The organism is Phenylobacterium sp. (genome assembly GCF_036264965.1).
In the GTDB taxonomy this organism is placed as follows: domain Bacteria; phylum Pseudomonadota; class Alphaproteobacteria; order Caulobacterales; family Caulobacteraceae; genus Phenylobacterium.
Window position 1 is genome coordinate 29,624 of record NZ_DATAPY010000139.1, and the last position, 19,571, is coordinate 49,194.

Here is a 19,571-nt window from a genome sequence, read left to right on the forward strand (position 1 = left end):
CGCCGCTACCGCCTGCGCGGCGCCGCGATCTCGCGCTCGGGCCCCAGCCAGCCGGCCAGCGCCAGGACTGTCAGGGTTCCCGCCACGCCCAGGATGAAGCCACTGGCCGCAGCGACGGAGAGCCCGGTGGGACCGACCGTCAGCGGCTTGCGTCCCATCCAGTGCACAAGCTCGCCGTTCGCCGCCGGCTGTTCGAGGTCTTCCAAGTCCTCGACGACCTGTTCGCTCATGACAAAGCCTCCCGCTTGGGGTCCACTGAGGCAAACCCGCGCGCATGGCAGGGGTTCCGATCCGCGGGCCCGAAGGATAGAACCGCGTCTCTCCCCCTTCCTCGATCGACCGCAAGCGGACCATGGCCGGACATTCCAAGTTCAAGAACATCATGCATCGCAAGGGCCGCGCCGACAGTGCGCGCTCCAAGCTGTTCTCCAAGCTTTCCCGCGAGATCACCGTGGCCGCCAAGGCGGGCCTGCCCGATCCGGCGATGAACGCGCGGCTGCGGCTGGCGGTGAACAACGCCAAGGCCGAGTCCCTGCCCAAGGACGTCATCGACCGCGCCATCAAGAAGGCCAGCGGCGGCGAGGCGGAGGCCTATGAGGAGATCCGCTACGAGGGCTTCGGTCCCGGCGGGGTCGGGGTCATCGTCGAGGTGCTGACCGACAACCGCAACCGCTCCGCCGCCTCCGTGCGCTCCACCTTCTCGAAATACGGCGGGAACCTGGGCGAAACCGGCTCCGTCTCGTTCATGTGGGACCGGGTCGGCCAGATCACCTACGGGCCGCAGGCCGGCTCGGAGGACAAGGTCATGGAAGCCGCCATCGAGGCCGGCGCCGAGGATGTGGAATCCGACGAGGACGGCCATGTGATCTACACCGCCTTCGCCGACCTTTCCGACGTCGCCGCCGCCCTGGAGGCGGCGCTCGGTCCGGCCAAGGCCACCGCCATCGCCTGGCGGCCCAAGGTCCGCACGCCGATCACCGGCGACGGGGCGGCGACCCTGATGAAGCTCCTGGAGACCCTCGACGACGACGACGACGTCCAGGACGTCTATTCGAACGAAGATATCGACGCGGCCGAACTTGAATCCCTCGCCGGCTGAAACCCGCGCGAGCGACCGTCGGCAGGCCCGCTCCCAGCGGTCGTTCAACAGCCTCGTCTTCGGCGCGGTGGCGGTGGGGTTCCTCACCTTGGTGGCGGTGGGCGCGCTCGCCGCCTCGGTCATGGCCCAGAACTTCAACTTCACCGGCCTGGTGGCCCACACCTATGAGGTGGAGTCGTCCATCTCCGACTTCCGCATCCTCGACGAGCGGATCGAGGCGGCCCGGCGCGGCTACCTGCTGTCCCGCGACGAGCGCTTCGCCAGCGGTGTCCAGACGGTCCGCGGCCAGATCGACGCCGGCGTTGATCGCATCCGCAAGCTGACACTCGATAACCCGCAGCAGCAGGCCAACGTGGCAGCGCTGCGCAAGCTGCTGGACCAGCAGGTCCAGGCGATCGACGTCTCCATCGCCTTCGCCCGCGGCGGCGCGGACGACAGCTCGGCCTTCTACGAAGACACCGGCGTGGCCACCACCCGCGCCCTGCGCGCCCAGACCGACCGCATGCTGGCGCTGGAGCGGACCAAGCTGGCGCAGCGCGACCGGGCGCGCCGGGCCTCGATCGACCGTCTCGTCCAGATCGCCATCGGCGCGGGCCTGTTGCTGCTCGCCGTGGGCGTCGGATCGCTGCTGGTGATCCTGCGCTACACCCGCGACCTCACCGCCTCGCGCGCCGAGCTCAGCACGCTCAACCGCGACCTCGAGGCGCAGGTGGCCACGCGCACCGCCGATCTCTCGACCAGCAACGCCCGCCTGGAGGCCCTGCTGCGCGAGGTGAACCACAGGGTGGCCAACAGCCTGCAGCTGGTCTCGGCCTTCGTGCAGATGCAGGCGTCGGCCCTGGAGGGCGAGTCACGTGCGGCGCTGAAGGACACCCAGCGGCGCATTGAGGCGATCATTCAGGTCCACCGCCGGCTCTATTCCTCGGGCGACGTCGAGTCCGTGGACATGCGTGAATACCTCAACGCCCTGGTGCGCGAGCTGCAGGACACGCTGTCGTCCCCCGCATCGCCGCGGCGCCTCAGCCTGGTCGCCGAGCCGGTGCGGCTGGCGACCGATCAGGCGGTCTCGGTAGGCGTGATCGTCAACGAGCTGGTCACCAACGCCTGCAAGTACGCCTACAAGCGCGGCGAGGCCGGTGAGGTGCGCATCCGGCTGGCCGACGGCGGCGACGGCCTGACCCTCTCCGTCGAGGACGATGGCCCCGGCCTCACCGCCGGCGCCGCGGCCCATGGCACAGGCCTGGGCGGGCGGCTGATCAAGGCCATGGCCGTCAGTCTCAGTTCGCAGGTGGTCTACGACCCGGCGCACGCAGGCGTCCGCGCCAGCCTGCGCCTGCCCACGGCATAGAACGCCGCGCCGGAGGGACTTGGCTTCCGCCACGTCGCATGGGCACAGTTGGGTTCGACCAACCAAAATGAGGGGGAAACTCAAGATGAACCTGAAGATCGCCGCCGCCGCGCTCGCCGGCCTCACGCTCTGCGCCGGGGCCACCCGCGCCGCCGACTTCGTCACCATCCCGCTGGAAACCACCGTCAACGCCTCGGCCGATGCGGCGTGGCCGAAGATCTCCGGCTACTGCCTGATCGGGACCTGGTTCAAGACCACCTGCACGATCGCGGGCGCGGAGGGCCAGGTGGGCTCGGTCCGCACCATCGCCGGACGCATCAACGAGCTGCTCGTGGCCAAGACCGCCTGGTCCTACACCTACAGCCAGCCGAAGAGCCCGATCGACTACCACGGCACCGTGGAGATCCAGCCGATCGACAAGGGCCATTCCAAGCTGCTCTACACCCTGGTCTATGACGCCGACGCCCTGCCCAAGCACGAAGCGGAAGACAAGGCGGCCGACAAGGCCAACCGCACCAAGCAGTTCACCGGCCTGCTCGGCACCATGAAGGCCGCCGCCGAGGCGAAATAGCTGGTCAGCGCCGTCCGAGGAACGTGAAGACGGCGTAGATCGCCACCAGCACCAGAAGGCCGATCACCATGGCGCGGCCCATCAGCTTGCGCCGCGCGGCCTCTTTGTCTTGGCTTGCATCGTCGGGCATGTCGTTCATGGCCGGCGATCAGCCTTGCCGCGCGCGCGGCGTCAAGCGCGGCGGTCTTACGAAGGAGCTTCCGATGCGCCACGCCCTGGCCCTGATCCTCGCCCTGGCGACCGCCACCCCGGCGCCGGCGCAGCCCAATCCGACGGGCTCCAATCCGACCGGGGACCTCCCGCTCGGCGCCAACCAGCCGACCAGCGCCGGCGCCGGCCAGACCAAGGCCCTCGCCTTCGCGGGCGGCCGCATCTTCCAGGCCACCGGCTTCGGCAACACCTTCATGGTGACCACCAAGGCCGGCAACGTGATCATCGACACCTCCCTGCCGATGAACGCCGCGCGCCACAAGGCCCTGCTTCGCGCGGTCTCCACCGGTCCGGTCAAGGACATCATCCTGACCCACAGCCACGGCGACCACACCGGCGGCGTCCCCGCCTGGAAGGAGGCGGGGACCCACGTCATCGGCCAGGCCAATGAGGTCGAGTTCCGCAACTATCAGGCCCGGCTGGAGGGCTTTTTCGTCATGCGCAACTCCGCCCAGTACAACGCCTCGCCGGGCGCCCTGGGCGCCGGCGCGCGCGGCGCGGGCGCGAGCCCTGGGAACTACGCCGCCCCGGCGCTCGCCGACGTGCTGTTCGACAAGGAATACAAGTTCAAGCTGGGCGACCTGACCTTCGACTGCCTGGCCATGCCGGGCGAGACCCCGGACATGCTCAACGTCTGGATCCCGGAGCTGAAGGCGCTCTTCATCGGGGACAACTACTATGCGTCGTTCCCCAACATGTACACGCTGCGGGGTACGCCTGCGCGGCCGGCCCTGAACTATGTGGAGTCGATCAACAAGGTCCTGGCGTTGAAGCCGGAAATCGTCCTGCCGAGCCACGGCGTGCCCATCGTCGGCGCCGCCAACGTCCAGCGCGTGCTGACCCAGTACCGCGACGCCATCCTCTATGTGCACGACGCCACGGTGAAGGGCATGAACCAGGGCCAGGACGTCTACAGCCTGATGAAGACCATCAAGCTGCCGCCGGCGCTCTATGTGGGCGAGGGCTACGGCGCGATCAGCTGGTCGGTGCGCGGCATCTATGAGGGCTACGCCGGCTGGTTTGATGGCGATCCGGCGACCACGTACGCCACCGCCCCGCTCGAGGCCTATTCGGAGATCGTGCGCATCGCCGGCGGGGCAAGTCCCGTGGCGGCGCGCGCCGAGGCCCTGGTGGCCACGGACCCGGCGCTCGCGCTACGCCTGACCAGCGCCGCCCTCGCCGCCGAGCCCAAGAACCCCGCCGCGCTGGCGGCCCGCAGGCACGCGATCGAGCAGCTGCTCGCCGCCTCGAAGAACTCCAACGAAAGCGGCTGGTTGCATGCCGGCCTGAACGGCGTCGCAGCCGCCCAGAAATAGGGCGGCCCGGCGTCACCTTGGGCGGAAACTCCGGCCCACACCTCTAGCGTGCATTCATACGGTGAAGGTGTTAGATCACCTCACCCCGCGACCTCGCGTGCTTGATCCTTGGGGGAAGGCATGAACGTCTCCGTCGCCGCGAAGATCTTCCTGATCGCCGCGACCGTGGTGGTCGCGATGACCATCGTCTCGGTCGTCAACCTGATCTCGTCCAGGAACGTCAGCCTCGGCATCCAGCGGATCACCAGTGGGTACCTGAACATCTATGGCGACGCCGCCACGATCAACGTCTACACGACCGAGGAAGCCTACCGGACCCGGCAATACATCCTCGAAAAGACCCTGGGACTGCACCACCCGGGCAATGACCTGCCGTCGACCGTGGCCCGCCTGCAGGTGCTCGACGACCTGGTTCACAAGAACCTCGTCGAAGCGCGCCGGATCACCGCCAGGGAGCTTTCGAACCCCGATCCCCTGGTCGACAAGGCCCAGCTGGCCCGCATCGACGAACGCCTGACCTGGATCGAAAACGAGGAGAAGAGCCACCTCGACCGGCAAGTGAAGCTGATCACCGCGTTGGACCACGGCGACATGGCCCAATTCAACGAGGGTTTCAGCGACCTCACCAAATGGCGCGCAAACTACGACAGCTACATGGACACGACACGCTCGATGGTCTTCGCCGCGGCCAGCGACGCGGGCCGGCAAGTCACGGTCCATCAGGCGCGCGCCATGGACGTCAGCGTGGCCCTGCTGACGCTGGCCTGTGTGCTGGCGATCGGCACGGCGCTGGTCCTGGCCCGCCAGCTCGTCCGCCCGCTCCGGGACCTGCTCGTGGGCATCCGGGCGATCAGCTCCGGCCAACTGGAAGTCCAGGTGCCGGTGAAGACCAAGGACGAGGTGGGTCGCCTGACCGAGGCGTTCAACCAGATGACCGAGGAACTTCGTGTCGGTATCCGGGCGCGCGAGCTGTTCGGCAAATACATCGACAACCGCATCGCCCGGCAGTTGATCGCCGCGCCGCAGGCGCTCGGCCAGGAGGGCGAGCGGCGGACCATGACGGTGATGTTCTGCGACCTGCAGGGCTTCACCCGGATGAGCGAGCAGATGACGCCACGGGGCCTGGTGGCCATCATGAACCGGCATTTCACCCTGATGTCGGAGGCGGTGAGGGATAACCGGGGCGTCATCGACAAGTTCATCGGCGACGCCATGATGGCCTATTGGGGCCCTCCCTTCGTGACCGACGCCGAACAGGGGACGCTGGCCGCACTCTCGGCGATGGCGCAGATCGCGCGCGTGCCGCAGTTGCAGGCCGAGTTGCCCGACCTGGTGAACATGAAGCAGGGCCTGCCTTCGGTGAACCTGCGCATCGGCATCGCCACCGGCGAGGTCTTGGTGGGCAGCATCGGCTCCGACGTGATGCGGAACTTCACCGTGATGGGCGATGCGGTGAACCTGGCTTCACGCCTGGAAGGGGCGAACAAGCTCTACGGCACGCAGATCCTGCTGGCCGAAGAGACGGTCGGCCGTCTCGGCGACGACATCGAGGTGCGGGAAATCGATAGCCTGATCGTGGTGGGCCAGACCGCCCCGGTGCGGGTTTTCGAACTCCTTGGCCGGCGCGATCAGGTCCCGGCGGCCATATTGGCGGCCCGGGAGGCCTACGCACGCGGTCTCGACGCCTATCGCCGGCAGGACTGGAAAGCGGCCCGAGCCGCCTTCGACGACACGATCCGCCACATGCCGGACGACAAGCCCAGCCGCCTCTTCCTCAGCCGGATCGAGGATATGCAAGGCCATCCGCTGGCGGCGGACTGGAATGGCGTCTGGGCCATGGAGACCAAATAGGCGGCGCCCTTTTGGGGCTTACTCCGCGGCGGCCGTCGCGGCGACTTTCTTGACGGCCTTCTTGCGCGTCGCCTTGACCTTGGCGGGCGGCGGTTCGGCGGCCGCGCCACGGACGAAGCTGGTGTCGCCGCGGTCGAGGGTCGACTGCACCACCCCGCCGGCTTCGACCGCCACGCCCAGATAGTGCATGCCGTCGGGGCCGAAGCTGATGTCGGCGGTGGCGACCTTGGGGTCGCGCTTCAGTTCGGAGACGTCGCGCAGGGTCATGCGCAGGGTCATCACCTTGCGCGCGACGCCGTCGGCCTCGGCGGCTTCGATGGAGTGGCGGGCCTCGTCTGCGGCGGAGCCGCGGCGGCGGGCGGGTTTGTCGGAGGAGCTGCTCATCATCATGCGTCCGCGAAGAAGCCGTGTTCGCCGCTCACCCGCACCTGGCAGGGACGGCCTTGATCCTGGAGGGCGCGGGCGCGCTTGTTGGCGGCGGCCTTGGCCTCTTCCTTCTCGGAGGTGTGGTCGGAGAAGACGCCCAGATGTTCGACCGCCCATCGGCCTTCGTGTCGCGCAACGGTAAGGGTTTCGCGCTCAGCCGCGCCACGAATGGCCATGATGAAAAAGATCCTTCTAAGCACGGCGCGCGCGCCGCGAGCCCGGGACGGTTGTCAAAGAGGTCAGGAACCAAGTTTTCTACATGTAAACCCTCTCCACGTCTCCCCTTATCGGCGAAAACGGGGCGAATTTCCTTGCCTTTCTCGGAAGACGATGGGATATGGGGGCATCGAATATCGTTTTGGCTCGCCCGCTCTCCATCCCCGATTTTCCAATCGGGCGCCGGAACCGCCCTCGACCCTCTCCGAAAATTTGATCTCGCCGCCTATCGTGGGCGCGTGAATACTTAAGACCCCGGAAGGGATACTAATATGGCGACTGGTGTCGTGAAGTGGTTCAACGGCCAAAAAGGCTTTGGTTTCATCCAGCCCGACGACGGCGGCCAAGACGTGTTCGTGCACATCTCGGCTGTTGAGCGGGCCAACATGTCCTCGCTGAACGAGGGTCAAAAGATCAGCTACGAGCTGGAAAAGGACCCCCGCAATGGCAAGACGTCCGCGGGCCAGCTGCAAAGCGCCTAAGGACTGACGCCGGCTTCCTCGGAAGCCGCGGAAATGGATTGGGGCCGACGCTGCGAAGCGCCGGCCCTTTTCTTTTGGGGCACGGGCGGCGGGTGGTTTGCGCGGCCTGCAACCTGAGCGCAGACTAAATCCGCTTCGGCCGGGGAGGGCGCGATGGACCAGGACTGCTCAGACCATCATGTGCGGTTCGGCCCGATGGCCGCCGCCGCCGCGCGGGCGATCGGCGCCGCGTGGCCGGTGTTCCTCGCGGCCTGGGCGGCGCGGGGGCTGCTGGAGGCCGTCCAGCCGATCCTGAGGATGGCCCACGTCACGGCGCCCAGCCGAGGCTTCGACCCCGCACAGACAGCCTTCAGCCTCGCCATCGGCGCTGCGACGGCGGTGGTCTCGGGCCTGCTGATCCGCTGGCTGCTGGAACGCAGACCCATGGCGTTGCGCCCCGATCTGCGGCTCGCCAGCTATGTGGGTTTGATGGTGGCCTGGAACATCGTCTCGCTGAGCGTGACCCTGGCCGTGGCGCCACATCCGCTCGGCGCGCCCGTCCACGACCTGCTGGTCCAGATGGCCCGGTTCAACGTCGCCGCGATCGGCCTGCCACTCGCCGCCGCGGCGATCGCCCTGTGGCCGATCAGCCTGCTGGTCGGCGACCGGCTTTCACCCCTGCGCGCCCTGCGCTGGATGAGCCAGGCCTACGGGCCGTTCCTGCTGGCAGCGGTCCTGTTGATCCTGCCAGGCGTGCTCCTCACAGTGGCCGGCGCCTGGACGCACCACCTCCCAAGATCGCCGACGGACCGCCTCTGGAGCCTGGCCCTCAGCTCGTTGACGACCACGGCGTCGACCTTCGTCCTGGCTCAGGTCTATTCGCGACGCATCCGCGGGACGGACCTCGCAGCCTCCGGATCGAACGCCGGCGCGCTGGCCTCAGCCTGACCGGTCGCGCCCGCCGTCCGCTTGCGACCCGGAGCTCACAGGCCGGCCATCCGCGCTGAGCCCGGCCCGGGGGGAGCATCCTTCAGGATGCTTCCGGCCCTTAAATCTCATGGTCAGATGCGAGCTTGGCGGTTCGGGCAAGTCAAGGACCGGCCCATGGCCGGCCGCGCGCGGCGCGCCTTTGGCGCGTCCTTGAATTGCCCGAACCGCCAAGCAAACTGGCAGCCCTGAGATTGATGGCTAGGATTGGCCGACACGCCCAGATCCTCCCTCAGCGCGGAGCGCGATCTGGGGGAGGTGGATCGGCGCGCCGGCGCCGAGACGGAGGGGGTTTCACCCGCCGAGCCCGCGACGGCCGACATCCCGAGCGCCGGAGAGGAAACCCCTCAGTCAGCGGAGTTTATCCTCGGGTCGGCCTTCGGCCGAGCCCCGGGGGCTGACAGCTCCCCCTATGGGGAGCATCTGCGCTAGGGTTGCGCCATGCGCATCCCTTCACTCGTCCTCGCCGCCGCCCTGACGGCCTTCTCCGCCTCCGCTCAGACCAGATTCGACTCCGGCCCGATCTCGCCCGCGCGCCTCTCCGCCGACGTGAAAGTCCTGGCTGACTCCAAGCTCGCCGGCCGCGCGCCGGGCGGCCCCGGCGAGGCGGGCACGCTCGCCTACATCGAAAGCCAGTTCAAAGCCGCCGGCCTGAAGCCCGCCGGCGACAAGGGCGGCTGGACCCAGGCCGTGCCGCTGATCCGCTTCCAGGTCGACCCGGCCGCGACCCACTTCTCGCTCACCTCCGGCGGCCAAACCCGGGACCTCGCCGAGACCAAGGACGTGATGATCTGGTCGCAGCGCCCGGTCAGCCGCGTGCAGGTCGAGCACGCGCCCCTGGTCTTCGTCGGCTACGGCGTCACCGCCCCGGAGCGGAAGTGGGACGACTTCAAGGGCGTCGACCTGAAGGGCAAGATCGCCGTCGTGCTGATCAACGACCCCGATTTCGAGGCCAAGCCGGGCGAGCCGGTGGCCGGCAAGTTCGGCGGACAGGCCGCCACCTACTACGGCCGCTGGATCTACAAGTTCGAGGAGGCGGCCCGCAAAGGCGCGATCGGCTGCCTGATCGTCCACGAGACCGCCGGCGCCGCTTACGGCTGGTCGACGGTGGTCGCCTCCAACGGCGACAGCTACGACGTGGTCCGCCCCGACGCCACCAAGGTCCACCCTCTGCTCCAGGGCTGGATCCAGCGCGACCTGGCTGTGGATCTGTTCAAACAGGCCGGCCTGGACTTCGAAGCCGAGAAAGTCCGTGCGCGGACCTACGGATTCAAACCGGTCGAGCTGAAGGGCGCGACCTTCTCCGCCGACTACGCGATCAAGACACAGCGGATCACTAGCCACAACGTCCTGGCGCAGATCCCCGGGACCACGCGGCCGCAGGAAAGCGTCATGTTCGGCGCGCACTGGGACGCCTTCGGCCAGGGCCCGCCCGACGCGACTGGCGACACCGTGCGCCACGGCGCCGCCGACGACGGCATCGGCGTGGCCGGCGTGCTGGAGATCGCGCGCGCCTTCGCCAAGGGCCCGAAGCCGCAGCGCACCGTCGTCTTCGGCGTCTGGACCGCCGAGGAGCGCGGCCTCTTGGGCAGCGAATACTACGCCACCCACGCCAAGTTCCCGCTGGCGACCACCGCCGGCAATTTCACCATGGACGTGGTCGAGACCGCCGGGCCCAGCCACGACCTGGTGCTGGTCGGCTCCGGCAAGGACAGCCTGGAAGGCGACATGGCCAAGGCCGCCGCCCGTCAGCACCGCACCATCACGCCGGACCCGCACCCCGAGAAGGCGCTGTTCTACCGCGCCGACCACTTCAGCGTCGCCAAGCGCGGGGTGCCGACGGTGCTGATCATGGGCATGGCCGGCGGGCCCGACCTGGTCGAGGGCGGCCGCGCGGCCGGCGAGCGCTGGGTCAACGACTACACCGCCAAATGCTACCATCAGGTCTGCGACGACTGGAGCGCCGCCTGGGACCTGCGCGGCGCGGCCCAGGACATCGACCTGCTCTACGAGGTCGGCCACGACCTCGCCAACTCGACCCGCTGGCCGACCTGGAACCCCGACTCCGAGTTCAAGGCGACGCGGGCGGCGACGGCTGCGATGCGGAAGTAGGCGCTCCAGCCAAGTTGACGCTAGCGTCAAGGCTTCCTATTCCATGCGCGAACGGCGTTCAGCTGGAACGGCCGACGAGGGAAACACCCCGATGGAAGCCAACATGAGCAAGTTCGCCGCCGCCCTGGCGCTCAGCGCCACCGCCTTGACCGCCGCCGCCCAGACCCCGCCCGCGCCCACCGTCGTCCGCGGCGTCGTCACCGCCATGACCGACACGTCGCTGACCGTGAAGACCGACAAGGGCCCGCAGACCATCGCGCTCACGCCCAGCTGGACCGTGGCCATGACCAAGGCTGTGGCCCTCGACGCCATCCAGCCGGGCAGCTTCATCGGCACCTCGGAAATGCCCAAAGCCGACGGCGCGGGCGAGAGCCTTGAGGTCCACGTCTTCCCGCCCGGCGTGAAGATGGGTGAAGGCCACTACGGCTGGGACCTGAAGCCCGGCTCGATGATGACCAACGGCACCGTCGGCACGGTCGTGGCCGGCAAGAAGGGCAGCCGCGAACTGGACGTCGATTACTCCTACGGCAAGCGCCACATCACCGTGCCGGCCAATGTGCCCGTCGTGCAGATCGGCCCGGGCAAGCGCGAGATGGTCAAGGTGGGCACGCCGGTCTTCATGGTCGTCGGCAAGACGGCGAACGGCATGGTGGCCAACTCCGTCTCGGTCGGGGAAAACGGCGCCAAGCCGCCGATGTGATAGGGCTGGCGGCGTGACCGATTCCGCCGCTTCCCCGCCCGCGCCCGCGCCCGCCAAACCCAACCCCTTCGTCGGGCCGGCCATCCTGCTGGTCTGGCTGGCGCTCGGCGCGTGGATCGTCGAACAGCCCAGCGGCCTGGCGGTCTTCGCCTTCGTGATGGTGGGCTGGATCCTGTCGGTGATGGTCCACGAGTTCAGCCATGCCGCGGTGGCCTGGCTGGGCGGCGACCGCACCGTCACCGAGAAGGGCTATCTGTCCTTCGACCCGCGCCGCTATGGCGACCTGGGCGTCAGCCTGGTGCTGCCGCTGCTGGCGTTGGCCATGGGCGGCATCGGCTTTCCAGGCGGGGCGGTCTATATCCGCAACGACCTGATCCGAACCCGGCTGTGGCGCGCCGCGGCGTCGCTGGCCGGGCCGGCGGCGACCCTGGTCGTCCTGCTGGCGATTGCGTTTGGCCTGTCGTTCTGGGCCGGGTGGGGCGTGGCGGGCGCGGGGCCGATGACCCTCTTCGAGGCCCTGACGGTGCTGGGCTTCCTGCAGGCCATGGGCCTGATCCTCAACCTGCTGCCGATCCCCGGCCTCGACGGGTTCGGCGCGATCCGCCCGTTCCTGCCCGCCGTCCTAGCGCCGCAGATCCGCAAGGTCGAGGGCCTGGTGATGATCGGCCTGCTGCTGGTGATCTTCTGGGTCCCGGGGGCCAGCGCCATCCTGTTCCGCGGCGCGGCCACGCTCAGCTTCAAGCTCGGTCTCGACCTCGACGCCCTGCAGGCCGGCTGGCGCGCCTTCCACTTCTGGCAGCGGTAGGGACATGCGCGGGCTGCTCGTGCTCGGCGTCGTGGCGCTGCTCACAGCCCCGGCCCTGGCCGATCCACGCCTGACAGAGTCGCAGGTCCGCGGCCTGGCGGAACGCCAGTCGCACGCCTGGAACGCCGGCGATCTTGCCGCCTATTTCGCCACCTTCGCACCGACAGCGCGCTTCACCGACCAGGCGCTCGGCAACGACAACAGGATCGTGCCCTACGGCGTCAGCACGCTGGCTGAAGCCCGCGAGCAGAGCCGCAAGACCCTCGCGCGCGGCAAGGTCCACGAGACCCTGAGCCTCGGCGCGGTGATGCTCGCCGCCGACGGCCGCACCGCCCAGCTTGCCGCCGATGTGGTCACCCAGATCTCGGGCGTGGGCGCGCCGCGCCGGGTATGCGCCAAACGGACCGAGACCTTCGCGCTCACGCCCCCAGGTCCGCGCGCCACCGGCCAGACCGACACCATCGTGCGTTGCCGCGCCGGCGCCATCGGGTAAGTTCGGCCCATGCTCCTCCGCCGAACCCTCCTCGCCCTCGCCGCCGCCGCGAGCCTCGCCGCCACTTCAGCTCATGCGCAGTCCCCGACCAATCCCCGCGTGGTGATCACCACCACCGAGGGCGTGATCACCGTCGAGCTCTATCCCGACAAGGCCCCGATCACCGTCGCCAACTTCCTGAAATACGTCGACCGCAAGCTCTATGACGGGGCGACCTTCTACCGGGCGTCGAAGCCGCCGGGCCAGGCGGCCAACGACTACGGCGCCATCCAAGGCGGCCTGCGCGACGACGTGAAGAAGAAGCTGCCGCCCATCGCCCACGAGAGCACGCTGAAGACCGGCATCAAGCACACCGACGGGGCGATCTCCATGGGCCGCTATGCGCCGGGCACCGCCCAGGCCGATTGGGTCATCTGCATCGGCGACATGACCTATCTCGACGCGACGGCGACCGATCCCGGCTTCGCGGCCTTCGGGCGGATGACCGACGGCAAGCCGGTGGCCGAAGCGATCCTCGGCAAGCCCACCGATCCCAACGCCGGCGTCGGCGCCATGAAGGGCGAGATATTGGTCCACCCGGTGAAGATCATCTCCATCCGCCGCGCCCCGCCGCCGGACCCCGCCTCGCCGCCGCCCGCCGCCGCGCCTGAGGCCGCACCGCCCGCTCCGACGCCCGCGACGACTCCGAAAGCCTGATCCATGACCACCGCTTCGAGACTTCAGGTCGGCGTCGATGTGCCGTGGGTGACCAGCTGGTCGGAGGAGCCAATGCTGGGCGTCGGTCCCTGCCCCAGCGTCGACGGCGCGATCGCCGTGGCCCAGGCCGAAAAGCCCGGCGAGGGACGGCCGCTCTATTCGCGCAACCACTTCTTCCGCCAGCGCAAATCGGTACGCGAGATGCTCTGCCCCATGTGCGGCAAGCCCACCGCCAACGGCGATCGCTGGAGCCAGACCGGCCACTGGACCACCGCCGCCGAGGTCCGCGCCCGCAACATGGGGGTCTGGCTGCCGGCCGACATGCCGGACGACCAGCGCCTGCTCGACGCCGGCGCCATCGCGCCCCTGCACCGCGCCTGCGCCGAGCGCGCGCTGACCCACTGCCCGCACCTGAAGGCCATGCCCGACCGCGAGCTGAAGGCCTTCCCCGACGCCTGGATCATCGCGACCCTGGCCGTCGAAGCGCGCCCCGCGGCCAATTTCACCAACGTCCCGCAGAAGCCAGTGGTCGCCATCAGCTTCCTGCAGCTGATCGGCGTGCCCGACTACCACGGCTGAACATTACAACGCGTTCAGAACATTACATCGCGTTTAGGTAATGAATGCATGGTAACTTTGTGAATTCGAGGTCATTACGGAGACTTCACGGGACTTAACAGGTGTCCCCAAGTATTCCCTCTTCATCGGCGGCCCGCACCGCCATTCAGATTTGAAAGAGGAATACGACCATGAACACCGCCAAGATCACCTCCCGCGTCGCCGGCGTCGCCACCCTGGCCCTGGCCGTCCTGCCGATCGCCGCCCTGACCACCGCCGCCCACGCCGGCGAACGGGTCCAGACCGGCGACCTGAACATGGCCAGCGCGTCCGGCCGCGCCGCCTTCGAACAACGCGTCGACCGCGCCGCCAGCAAGTTCTGCGTCGTCGAGCGTAACCTGACCAGCAAGGCCGCTTGCCAGGCCGGCGTCCGCGCCGAAGCCCACGAAAAGGCCGCCGCCGCGGTGCAATTCGCCAGCCGCGTCTAAACGTAATCTCCGTGCGTACATGGAGTGTGAGGGCCCTCCCCCGGCCTTCCAGCCAGCCCGCCCAGGCTCCCCGGCCGCCGGGCGGGCGCCAGACCCGCGATCTCCCCGGTCGCGGGTCTCTTGCTGTCTGCGGAGCGTTTCTCGGCTGACTTGCCCCAAGTCAGTCGATCAGGAAGAGCGACCCGGCAAATAGCCTAGAGGTGCGACTGCGTACCCAGGAAGATCCAGTCGCTGGGCAGCGTCGAGAGCTGCACCCCCATCAGGATCATCTCGCTGCCATTGCCCAGCTCGACCACCGTGTTGGGGCCGATCTGCGTCGTCATGAAGGTGGTGCCCGGGTCCAGCTCGACCCGGTCGCCCTGCGCGTAGTTGAAGTCCATGATCTGGTCGACGCCGACGGACTGCGAGCCGTGGAAAATATCCGCCCCGCCGCCGCCGGTCTCGGTGTCGTTGCCCAGGTCGCCGGAGATGAAGTCGTTGCCGGGGCCGCCGGTGATGACGTCGTCGCCCTGGCCGCCCCGCAGGACATTGGCTTGCGAGCCCGCGACCAGGGTATCGTTGCCGAGGTTGCCCAGCACCAGGTCCTGGAACCCGCCGCCGCCGACCAGCGAGTCGTCGCCCTGGCCGCCGACCACCCAGTTGGTCCCTGTGCCGCCATGGAGGGTGTCGTTCCCCATGTTGCCGTTCATGTCGTTGAAGCCGGAGCCGCCGTTGATGATGTCGTCGCCGGCGCCGCCGCGCAGGTAGTTGTTCCCCGAGCCGCCGGTGATCGTGTCGTTGCCGGCGCCGCCCTGCAGGGTGTTGTCGCCCGGTCCCGGGTTCAGCACCTCCCCGGGCGGCGCGGTTGAGCCGCTGGTCTGGCTGACGCTCACCCGGTAGGTGCCGGCATAGCCGTCGGCGAAGGCCCCGGTCTCCACGTAATAGGTCCCGCTCGTAGCCGCCGTGAACGAGATCCGCGAGTCCGGGTTGGTCCCGTCGACGATGTCGTCGTCCGACGCGATCACCGCGCCGGTGGAATCGTGCAGCCGCAGGAAGGGATCGGCCAGCGTCCCGCCGCCGCCTGTGTGGCCGGTCTCGCTGATCGTGTAGGTGGCGCCCGCCTGGAACTGCACCGCGAACCAGTCGCGGTCGCCGGCCTGCTGCAGGGCCGCGTTGATCGACCCGCCGATCGCCAGCTGGCCGATCGGGTGGCTGGTGTCGGAGAGGCTGTTGGCGAAGTCGTCCGCGGCCGGAACGAAGGGCGTCGAATTCCACCCCAGCACGCCCAGCACCTGCAGGTCGGTGGACGAGATCACGCCCGCCGCACCCGGCCCGCCCGGGCCGAAAGCGTCGCCGAAGGTGTGGTCCCAGTCGCCCAGGTCCTGGCCGTCGAAGTGGCCCGTGGCGCTCACCGAGTTGTGGTACTGCAGCGCCGAGACTTGGTTGGCGTCCAGGCCGAAGAAGGTCGCCACCCCGTCCGAACCGCCGGTGTAATCCCGCGTCCCGTTGGCTGTGAAACGGAACAGGTCCAGCGGGTTCCAGCGGGTCTCGGCGAACCCCAGGCTGGAGGTCCGCCCGAAGACGCCCTCGCTGATCTCGTGCTCGATCACCCCCACCGCGTCCTGGCCGAAGGCGAAGCCGAGGTTGCTGTTCAGCGTCACCGCATCGTCGACGTCGTTGGACTGCGTCGCCAGCCCCAGCATCACCGCCTGGGCCTCGGGGAGCGCAAAGCCGACGCCGCCCGAGGGATCGCTGGCCGGCAGGCCGTTCACCGAGGCGACATCGTCCGCCGTTGTCGCGTGCGACCGCAGCGCCGACGCCAGGCTCGCATAGCTGACGTTGATCTCGTTGAAGTTGTTCGAGCCGCTGGTCCCGGCGCCGAGCGCCGCGTAGCTGAAGTCCACGCTTACCGTCAGCTGGTTGGTGAAGTGGCCCTGCAGGAAGTTCTCGGCCGTGATCACCGCACTGCGATAGGCGTCGGTGACGCTGGCGTCGTAGGAGTTGATGAAGGTCAGGCCGCTCCCGGCCAGGGTGACGGCTTCGGTGGGCAGGGTCATGCTCGGCCTCGAAGTTTACGCTACATCGTCCCCTGCCCCCAGTGGCGGGGAAGCACTGGACCTTGTCAACTCAGTCAGGTGAGGATCACAGGGTTTGCGGCCCAACCGTGGCGGGAGCGTCTCCGGACTGACATGATCAAGCTGACCTTCTGCCTCATCCGCGCGCCGCACCTCAGCCGCGAGGCCTTCCAGCACTACTGGTTCAACACCCACGGGCCGTTGGTGGCTTCGGTGGCTGAGGACCTGCAGATCCGCCGCTACGTCCAGGCCCACAGCCTGCCGGCGGACGTCAACACGGAGGTCCGCGCCGCTCGCGCCGCGCCGGCCGAATACGACGGCGTCGCCGAGCTCTGGTTCGACAGCCTGGAGGCCGTGGCGGCCAACGCCCAGCGCCCAGAGGCGCGCGCCGCCGGCGCGCTCCTGCTGGAGGACGAGCGCCGCTTCATCGACCTTTCGAAGAGCCCGCTCTGGTGGAGCGAGGACCGGACGATCGTCGGCTGATCGCCGGCTTGCCGGCTCGCTTACTCGCCGTCGCGGCCTGGGCCTTGGCGCGACGTCGGCTGTGCGGCGGCTCGAACTTGCGGGCCTCCACCGCCACCTGTTGCGGATAGGGGAAGGTGAAGCCCTCCGCCTCCAGCGCGTCCTTCACCCGTTTCATCAGGTCGTAGCGGCCGGTGTCGAAGGCGTTGGGGGTGAACCAGGCGCGTAAGCTCACCGTCACCCCGCGCTCGCCCATCGCGGTCATCCGCGCCCAGGGTTCCGGCTTGGGCGAAACCGCCGGCTCGGCGCCGGCCGAAGTCAGCAGGATCTCCAGCGCCCGGTCCACGTCGTCCTCGTAGTCGATCACGAAATCCAGGCTCGCCTGCCGCGCCGCCGGCGTGCTCTGGTTGACGACGATGTCGCCGAACACCTTGGCGTTGGGCACATGGACGCTGAGGTTGTCGCCGCTGGCCAGCCGCGTGGTGAAGAGGTCGAGGCCGCGCACCGTGCCTTGCCGGCCGGCCACCTCGACGGCGTCGCCCACCCGATAGGGCCGCAGGATCAGCAGCATCACGCCGGCCGCCACATTGGCCAACGCCCCTTGCAGCGCCAGGCCGATGGCCAGGGACGCCGCGCCCAGCACCGCGATCACCGAGGTCGTCTTGACCCCGAGTTGCCCCAGCACCGCGACCAGGCCGATGACGACCACCAAGTAGCGCACCAGCGAGGCGGCGAAGCTCTGCAGGGTGGTGTCCGGCGGTCGGCGGCGGTGCGCCCTGGCGATGCCGCGGCTGGTCAGCTGCGACAGCCAGTTGGCGGCCCATAGCGTGCCCAGGAACATCGCCAGGGCCAGGGCCAGGTTCACCGCCAGGCCGCCGGCCGCGTCGGCCATGTGGCGCATCAGCTCCCCGTCACCCAGCAACAGGCGGCGCGCGTCCTTGACGAACACCGGCACGGTCGGGTCGGTGGGGATCGTCGAGGGCAGGAGCGACGGCAGGATCGGGGGCAGGGTTGGGGGAGCGGGCGTGGCCAAGGGTCCCTCGCGAGGCGGTTGGTCAGGACCCAATCAACTCGCGGGCGGCCCATTCGGCGCCGCCGGACGCGAATTCGCCGCGCCTTTCCCCTAGCCAGCCTTCGCCGCAACGTCATAGGCCGCACGCAGCCAGGCCAGCACCTCGGCGTCGACCTCGCCCGGCGTGGCGACGCGGACGCGGTGTGTGACCATGGCGTTCCAGGCGCCCGCCAGGGCAAGGCGCTCTGTCGCCGCCGCGCCCGGGACCTTGAAGCCCAGGTCCAGGAAGGCGGCGCCCGGCTGCAGGATCGCGAACTTCCGCCCATCACGCATCAGGCTGACGTACTTGTCGGCGGCCGAACTGGTCACCGCGCCGGCGCCGCCAAACCCGCGGGCGGCCGCCAGGAGGTCCTCGAACACGCCCCTCCACGCCGCCCGCCCGCCGGAGAACAGTTTGTCCAGCCGCGACTCCGGCGAGGCCCGCACCCCGTCCGGCCCGCGCCGCCAGCTGGCGATCACCGCCATGGCGTGCCCATGGCCCAGGTCGAAGTCCGCCTTCAGCCACGCCGCCACCGCGCCGGCCTTCACCCCTGGCGCCAGCAGGCCGCGCGCCTCAGCCAGGGGCCTGAACTCCTCCGGCCCCTTGCCCGTCTTCGCCCGGATGTTGTCGAGATAGGCCTGGAAGGTCATCCGCGTCTCCGTTCAACTCGCCCCTAGGACGCGCCGGTGGGCGCGGTCCCGACAGGCCCCGCCACTCCCGCCGCCCCGCCATAGATCGTCCGCCGCACCCCGTCGGGCTCTTCCACCGCCATGGTCACCTGCGTGGGCCCTGCCCACGGCGCATAGCGCTTCAGCGACAGCCGCGCGGCGCGCTTGTCGCTCTCGCGCACGGTGCGCCGCAGCAGCGCGTAGGACTCCCGCTCGCCGAGCCACGGCAGGTCCTCGCAGGCCTCGCCGGCCATGATGTCCGGCGCCCGGTCTTTGGCCCAGCGGTAGCGCTCCAGGAACTCCGGATAGCGCCGCAGCCAGTTGAACACCGTCGCCACCGACGGCCGGCCTGGCTGCGCGCAGATCTCCGCCAGCGTCTCGCCGCCCATCATCGGCGCCAGGATGGGGTCCACGACCTCGCGGCTGTAGCCGCTGGGCCGCCCCGTCCGGCCCACCGCCTTGCGGGCCGAGGCCCGCGCCGCTCGCCGCGCCAGGTCCGCCTCGCCCTGCGCCGCCAGCGCCGCGGCCCGCGCCACGTTCAGCGCATGGCGCTTCATGTTCGCGAACGCCGGATGCGCCCGCGCCCAGTTCCACACCGTCCGCTCCGTCGGCATCGCGGGGTCCCGCCGGCAGATCGAGCGCAAGCTCTCCCCCACCGCCAACCGCCGACAGATCTCCGCCCCCAGCTCCGGCGTGTAGGTGGAGACATAGAGACCGGGCGGCGAAGGCTGCGGCGCCAGCGTGCGGCGGGAGCGGAAACGGGGTTTGGGCGGCATGGGGAGATGGTCTCACGAGGTCGGCCAGGGGCCAAAAATTCAGTGCGTTTTCCACCGCTCGTCCCCGCGAAGGCGGGGACCCAAGCCGAGCCCGAAGCAGACCCCCTGCTGACCGCGTCCCGCCGCCGCATGGATCCCCGCCTTCGCGGGGATGAGCGGATGAGGGGAGAAGCCCTGACCTCAGCCGAGGGCCCAAGGCCAACCCCAGTCTCCGGCTTAAAT

The 19,571-nt window shown here is 69.2% G+C and carries 23 protein-coding genes; 15 read left to right on the plus strand and 8 right to left on the minus strand.

The features are described from left to right. Nucleotides 1–5 precede the first annotated feature (5 nt). A complete protein-coding gene (locus tag VHS75_RS18555; protein ID WP_329640098.1) occupies nucleotides 6–230 on the minus strand; it encodes a hypothetical protein in 225 nt (74 codons plus the stop codon). 122 nt (nucleotides 231–352) lie between these two features. On the opposite strand from VHS75_RS18555, the gene VHS75_RS18560 reads away from it, so the two are divergent. From VHS75_RS18560 to VHS75_RS18570, 3 genes are all read left to right on the plus strand, one after another. Further along, on the plus strand, nucleotides 353–1,099 hold the full coding sequence (locus VHS75_RS18560) for a YebC/PmpR family DNA-binding transcriptional regulator (protein ID WP_329640099.1): 747 nt from the start codon (nucleotides 353–355) through the stop codon (nucleotides 1,097–1,099). Beyond that, a complete protein-coding gene (locus VHS75_RS18565) occupies nucleotides 1,080–2,447 on the plus strand; it encodes a sensor histidine kinase (protein WP_329640100.1) in 1,368 nt (455 codons plus the stop codon). The genes VHS75_RS18560 and VHS75_RS18565 overlap by 20 nt, the downstream gene beginning before the upstream one ends. 85 nt (nucleotides 2,448–2,532) lie before the next feature. Next, nucleotides 2,533–3,018, plus strand: a complete 486-nt coding sequence (locus tag VHS75_RS18570) for an SRPBCC family protein (protein WP_329640101.1) — start codon at nucleotides 2,533–2,535, stop codon at nucleotides 3,016–3,018. A 4-nt stretch (nucleotides 3,019–3,022) separates the two neighbouring features. Here VHS75_RS18570 and VHS75_RS18575 read toward each other — a convergent pair whose 3' ends face one another. Then, nucleotides 3,023–3,157 carry a hypothetical protein gene (locus VHS75_RS18575; RefSeq protein WP_329640102.1) on the minus strand — a complete coding sequence of 45 codons (135 nt, stop codon included), beginning with the start codon at nucleotides 3,155–3,157 and terminating at the stop codon, nucleotides 3,023–3,025. A 64-nt stretch (nucleotides 3,158–3,221) separates the two neighbouring features. On the opposite strand from VHS75_RS18575, the gene VHS75_RS18580 reads away from it, so the two are divergent. Next, nucleotides 3,222–4,544, plus strand: a complete 1,323-nt coding sequence (locus VHS75_RS18580) for an MBL fold metallo-hydrolase (RefSeq protein WP_329640103.1) — start codon at nucleotides 3,222–3,224, stop codon at nucleotides 4,542–4,544. 120 nt (nucleotides 4,545–4,664) lie between these two features. Beyond that, nucleotides 4,665–6,395, plus strand: coding sequence for an adenylate/guanylate cyclase domain-containing protein (locus tag VHS75_RS18585; RefSeq protein ID WP_329640104.1), 1,731 nt, complete (start codon nucleotides 4,665–4,667; stop codon nucleotides 6,393–6,395). A gap of 18 nt (nucleotides 6,396–6,413) precedes the next feature. Here the strand turns inward: VHS75_RS18585 and VHS75_RS18590 are convergent, their stop codons facing one another. Continuing rightward, nucleotides 6,414–6,779, minus strand: coding sequence for a hypothetical protein (locus VHS75_RS18590; protein ID WP_329640105.1), 366 nt, complete (start codon nucleotides 6,777–6,779; stop codon nucleotides 6,414–6,416). A 2-nt stretch (nucleotides 6,780–6,781) separates the two neighbouring features. Next, nucleotides 6,782–6,997 carry a hypothetical protein gene (locus tag VHS75_RS18595; RefSeq protein ID WP_329640106.1) on the minus strand — a complete coding sequence of 72 codons (216 nt, stop codon included), beginning with the start codon at nucleotides 6,995–6,997 and terminating at the stop codon, nucleotides 6,782–6,784. A 312-nt stretch (nucleotides 6,998–7,309) separates the two neighbouring features. On the opposite strand from VHS75_RS18595, the gene VHS75_RS18600 reads away from it, so the two are divergent. The 9 genes from VHS75_RS18600 to VHS75_RS18640 all read left to right on the plus strand — a co-directional run bounded on the left by VHS75_RS18600 (nucleotide 7,310) and on the right by VHS75_RS18640 (nucleotide 14,337). Continuing rightward, nucleotides 7,310–7,519: a cold-shock protein gene (locus VHS75_RS18600; protein WP_293371733.1), complete on the plus strand. Its 210-nt coding sequence runs from the start codon at nucleotides 7,310–7,312 to the stop codon at nucleotides 7,517–7,519. Between the two features lie 153 nt (nucleotides 7,520–7,672). Then, nucleotides 7,673–8,446 (plus strand): hypothetical protein, encoded by a 774-nt coding sequence (locus VHS75_RS18605; protein ID WP_329640107.1) that lies wholly within the window; start codon nucleotides 7,673–7,675, stop codon nucleotides 8,444–8,446. Nucleotides 8,447–8,926: 480 nt separating this feature from the next. After that, a complete protein-coding gene (locus VHS75_RS18610; RefSeq protein ID WP_329640108.1) occupies nucleotides 8,927–10,597 on the plus strand; it encodes a M28 family metallopeptidase in 1,671 nt (556 codons plus the stop codon). 103 nt (nucleotides 10,598–10,700) lie between these two features. Then, on the plus strand, nucleotides 10,701–11,297 hold the full coding sequence (locus tag VHS75_RS18615) for a hypothetical protein (protein ID WP_329640109.1): 597 nt from the start codon (nucleotides 10,701–10,703) through the stop codon (nucleotides 11,295–11,297). Between the two features lie 13 nt (nucleotides 11,298–11,310). After that, on the plus strand, nucleotides 11,311–12,102 hold the full coding sequence (locus VHS75_RS18620; protein ID WP_329640110.1) for a site-2 protease family protein: 792 nt from the start codon (nucleotides 11,311–11,313) through the stop codon (nucleotides 12,100–12,102). Nucleotides 12,103–12,106: 4 nt separating this feature from the next. Further along, entirely contained in the window at nucleotides 12,107–12,595 is a 489-nt protein-coding gene (locus VHS75_RS18625; protein ID WP_329640111.1) for a hypothetical protein, read from the plus strand. A 9-nt stretch (nucleotides 12,596–12,604) separates the two neighbouring features. Further along, complete coding sequence (locus tag VHS75_RS18630) at nucleotides 12,605–13,291, plus strand: peptidylprolyl isomerase (protein ID WP_329640112.1); 687 nt, start codon at nucleotides 12,605–12,607, stop codon at nucleotides 13,289–13,291. A gap of 3 nt (nucleotides 13,292–13,294) precedes the next feature. After that, nucleotides 13,295–13,870 carry a hypothetical protein gene (locus VHS75_RS18635; protein WP_329640113.1) on the plus strand — a complete coding sequence of 192 codons (576 nt, stop codon included), beginning with the start codon at nucleotides 13,295–13,297 and terminating at the stop codon, nucleotides 13,868–13,870. Nucleotides 13,871–14,040: 170 nt separating this feature from the next. Then, entirely contained in the window at nucleotides 14,041–14,337 is a 297-nt protein-coding gene (locus tag VHS75_RS18640) for a UrcA family protein (RefSeq protein ID WP_329640114.1), read from the plus strand. 194 nt (nucleotides 14,338–14,531) lie between these two features. On the opposite strand, the gene VHS75_RS18645 is transcribed toward VHS75_RS18640, so the two are convergent. Then, entirely contained in the window at nucleotides 14,532–16,373 is a 1,842-nt protein-coding gene (locus VHS75_RS18645) for an NF038122 family metalloprotease (RefSeq protein ID WP_329640115.1), read from the minus strand. Between the two features lie 132 nt (nucleotides 16,374–16,505). Here VHS75_RS18645 and VHS75_RS18650 point away from each other — a divergent pair, with 132 nt between their 5' ends. Further along, the gene (locus tag VHS75_RS18650) at nucleotides 16,506–16,874 is read left to right on the plus strand and encodes an EthD domain-containing protein (RefSeq protein ID WP_329640116.1); all 369 of its coding nucleotides are present in this window, start codon (nucleotides 16,506–16,508) and stop codon (nucleotides 16,872–16,874) included. Here VHS75_RS18650 and VHS75_RS18655 read toward each other — a convergent pair. From VHS75_RS18655 to VHS75_RS18665, 3 genes are all read right to left on the minus strand, one after another. Beyond that, nucleotides 16,816–17,886 carry a mechanosensitive ion channel family protein gene (locus tag VHS75_RS18655; RefSeq protein ID WP_329640117.1) on the minus strand — a complete coding sequence of 357 codons (1,071 nt, stop codon included), beginning with the start codon at nucleotides 17,884–17,886 and terminating at the stop codon, nucleotides 16,816–16,818. The two genes, VHS75_RS18650 and VHS75_RS18655, sit on opposite strands and share 59 nt — an antisense overlap. 90 nt (nucleotides 17,887–17,976) lie before the next feature. After that, nucleotides 17,977–18,555 carry a DUF4287 domain-containing protein gene (locus tag VHS75_RS18660; protein WP_329640118.1) on the minus strand — a complete coding sequence of 193 codons (579 nt, stop codon included), beginning with the start codon at nucleotides 18,553–18,555 and terminating at the stop codon, nucleotides 17,977–17,979. A 23-nt stretch (nucleotides 18,556–18,578) separates the two neighbouring features. Beyond that, entirely contained in the window at nucleotides 18,579–19,349 is a 771-nt protein-coding gene (locus VHS75_RS18665; RefSeq protein ID WP_329640119.1) for a hypothetical protein, read from the minus strand. Nucleotides 19,350–19,571: the final 222 nt, after the last annotated feature.

Coding starts and splice junctions, on each gene's coding strand:
- VHS75_RS18555 (WP_329640098.1), bottom strand. CDS start 230: ATGAGCGAACAGGTCGTCGAGGACTTGGAAGACCTCGAACAGCCGGCG.
- VHS75_RS18560 (WP_329640099.1), top strand. CDS start 353: ATGGCCGGACATTCCAAGTTCAAGAACATCATGCATCGCAAGGGCCGC.
- VHS75_RS18570 (WP_329640101.1), top strand. CDS start 2,533: ATGAACCTGAAGATCGCCGCCGCCGCGCTCGCCGGCCTCACGCTCTGC.
- VHS75_RS18575 (WP_329640102.1), bottom strand. CDS start 3,157: ATGAACGACATGCCCGACGATGCAAGCCAAGACAAAGAGGCCGCGCGG.
- VHS75_RS18580 (WP_329640103.1), top strand. CDS start 3,222: ATGCGCCACGCCCTGGCCCTGATCCTCGCCCTGGCGACCGCCACCCCG.
- VHS75_RS18585 (WP_329640104.1), top strand. CDS start 4,665: ATGAACGTCTCCGTCGCCGCGAAGATCTTCCTGATCGCCGCGACCGTG.
- VHS75_RS18590 (WP_329640105.1), bottom strand. CDS start 6,779: ATGAGCAGCTCCTCCGACAAACCCGCCCGCCGCCGCGGCTCCGCCGCA.
- VHS75_RS18595 (WP_329640106.1), bottom strand. CDS start 6,997: ATGGCCATTCGTGGCGCGGCTGAGCGCGAAACCCTTACCGTTGCGCGA.
- VHS75_RS18600 (WP_293371733.1), top strand. CDS start 7,310: ATGGCGACTGGTGTCGTGAAGTGGTTCAACGGCCAAAAAGGCTTTGGT.
- VHS75_RS18605 (WP_329640107.1), top strand. CDS start 7,673: ATGGACCAGGACTGCTCAGACCATCATGTGCGGTTCGGCCCGATGGCC.
- VHS75_RS18610 (WP_329640108.1), top strand. CDS start 8,927: ATGCGCATCCCTTCACTCGTCCTCGCCGCCGCCCTGACGGCCTTCTCC.
- VHS75_RS18615 (WP_329640109.1), top strand. CDS start 10,701: ATGAGCAAGTTCGCCGCCGCCCTGGCGCTCAGCGCCACCGCCTTGACC.
- VHS75_RS18625 (WP_329640111.1), top strand. CDS start 12,107: ATGCGCGGGCTGCTCGTGCTCGGCGTCGTGGCGCTGCTCACAGCCCCG.
- VHS75_RS18630 (WP_329640112.1), top strand. CDS start 12,605: ATGCTCCTCCGCCGAACCCTCCTCGCCCTCGCCGCCGCCGCGAGCCTC.
- VHS75_RS18635 (WP_329640113.1), top strand. CDS start 13,295: ATGACCACCGCTTCGAGACTTCAGGTCGGCGTCGATGTGCCGTGGGTG.
- VHS75_RS18640 (WP_329640114.1), top strand. CDS start 14,041: ATGAACACCGCCAAGATCACCTCCCGCGTCGCCGGCGTCGCCACCCTG.
- VHS75_RS18645 (WP_329640115.1), bottom strand. CDS start 16,373: ATGACCCTGCCCACCGAAGCCGTCACCCTGGCCGGGAGCGGCCTGACC.
- VHS75_RS18650 (WP_329640116.1), top strand. CDS start 16,506: ATGATCAAGCTGACCTTCTGCCTCATCCGCGCGCCGCACCTCAGCCGC.
- VHS75_RS18660 (WP_329640118.1), bottom strand. CDS start 18,555: ATGACCTTCCAGGCCTATCTCGACAACATCCGGGCGAAGACGGGCAAG.
- VHS75_RS18665 (WP_329640119.1), bottom strand. CDS start 19,349: ATGCCGCCCAAACCCCGTTTCCGCTCCCGCCGCACGCTGGCGCCGCAG.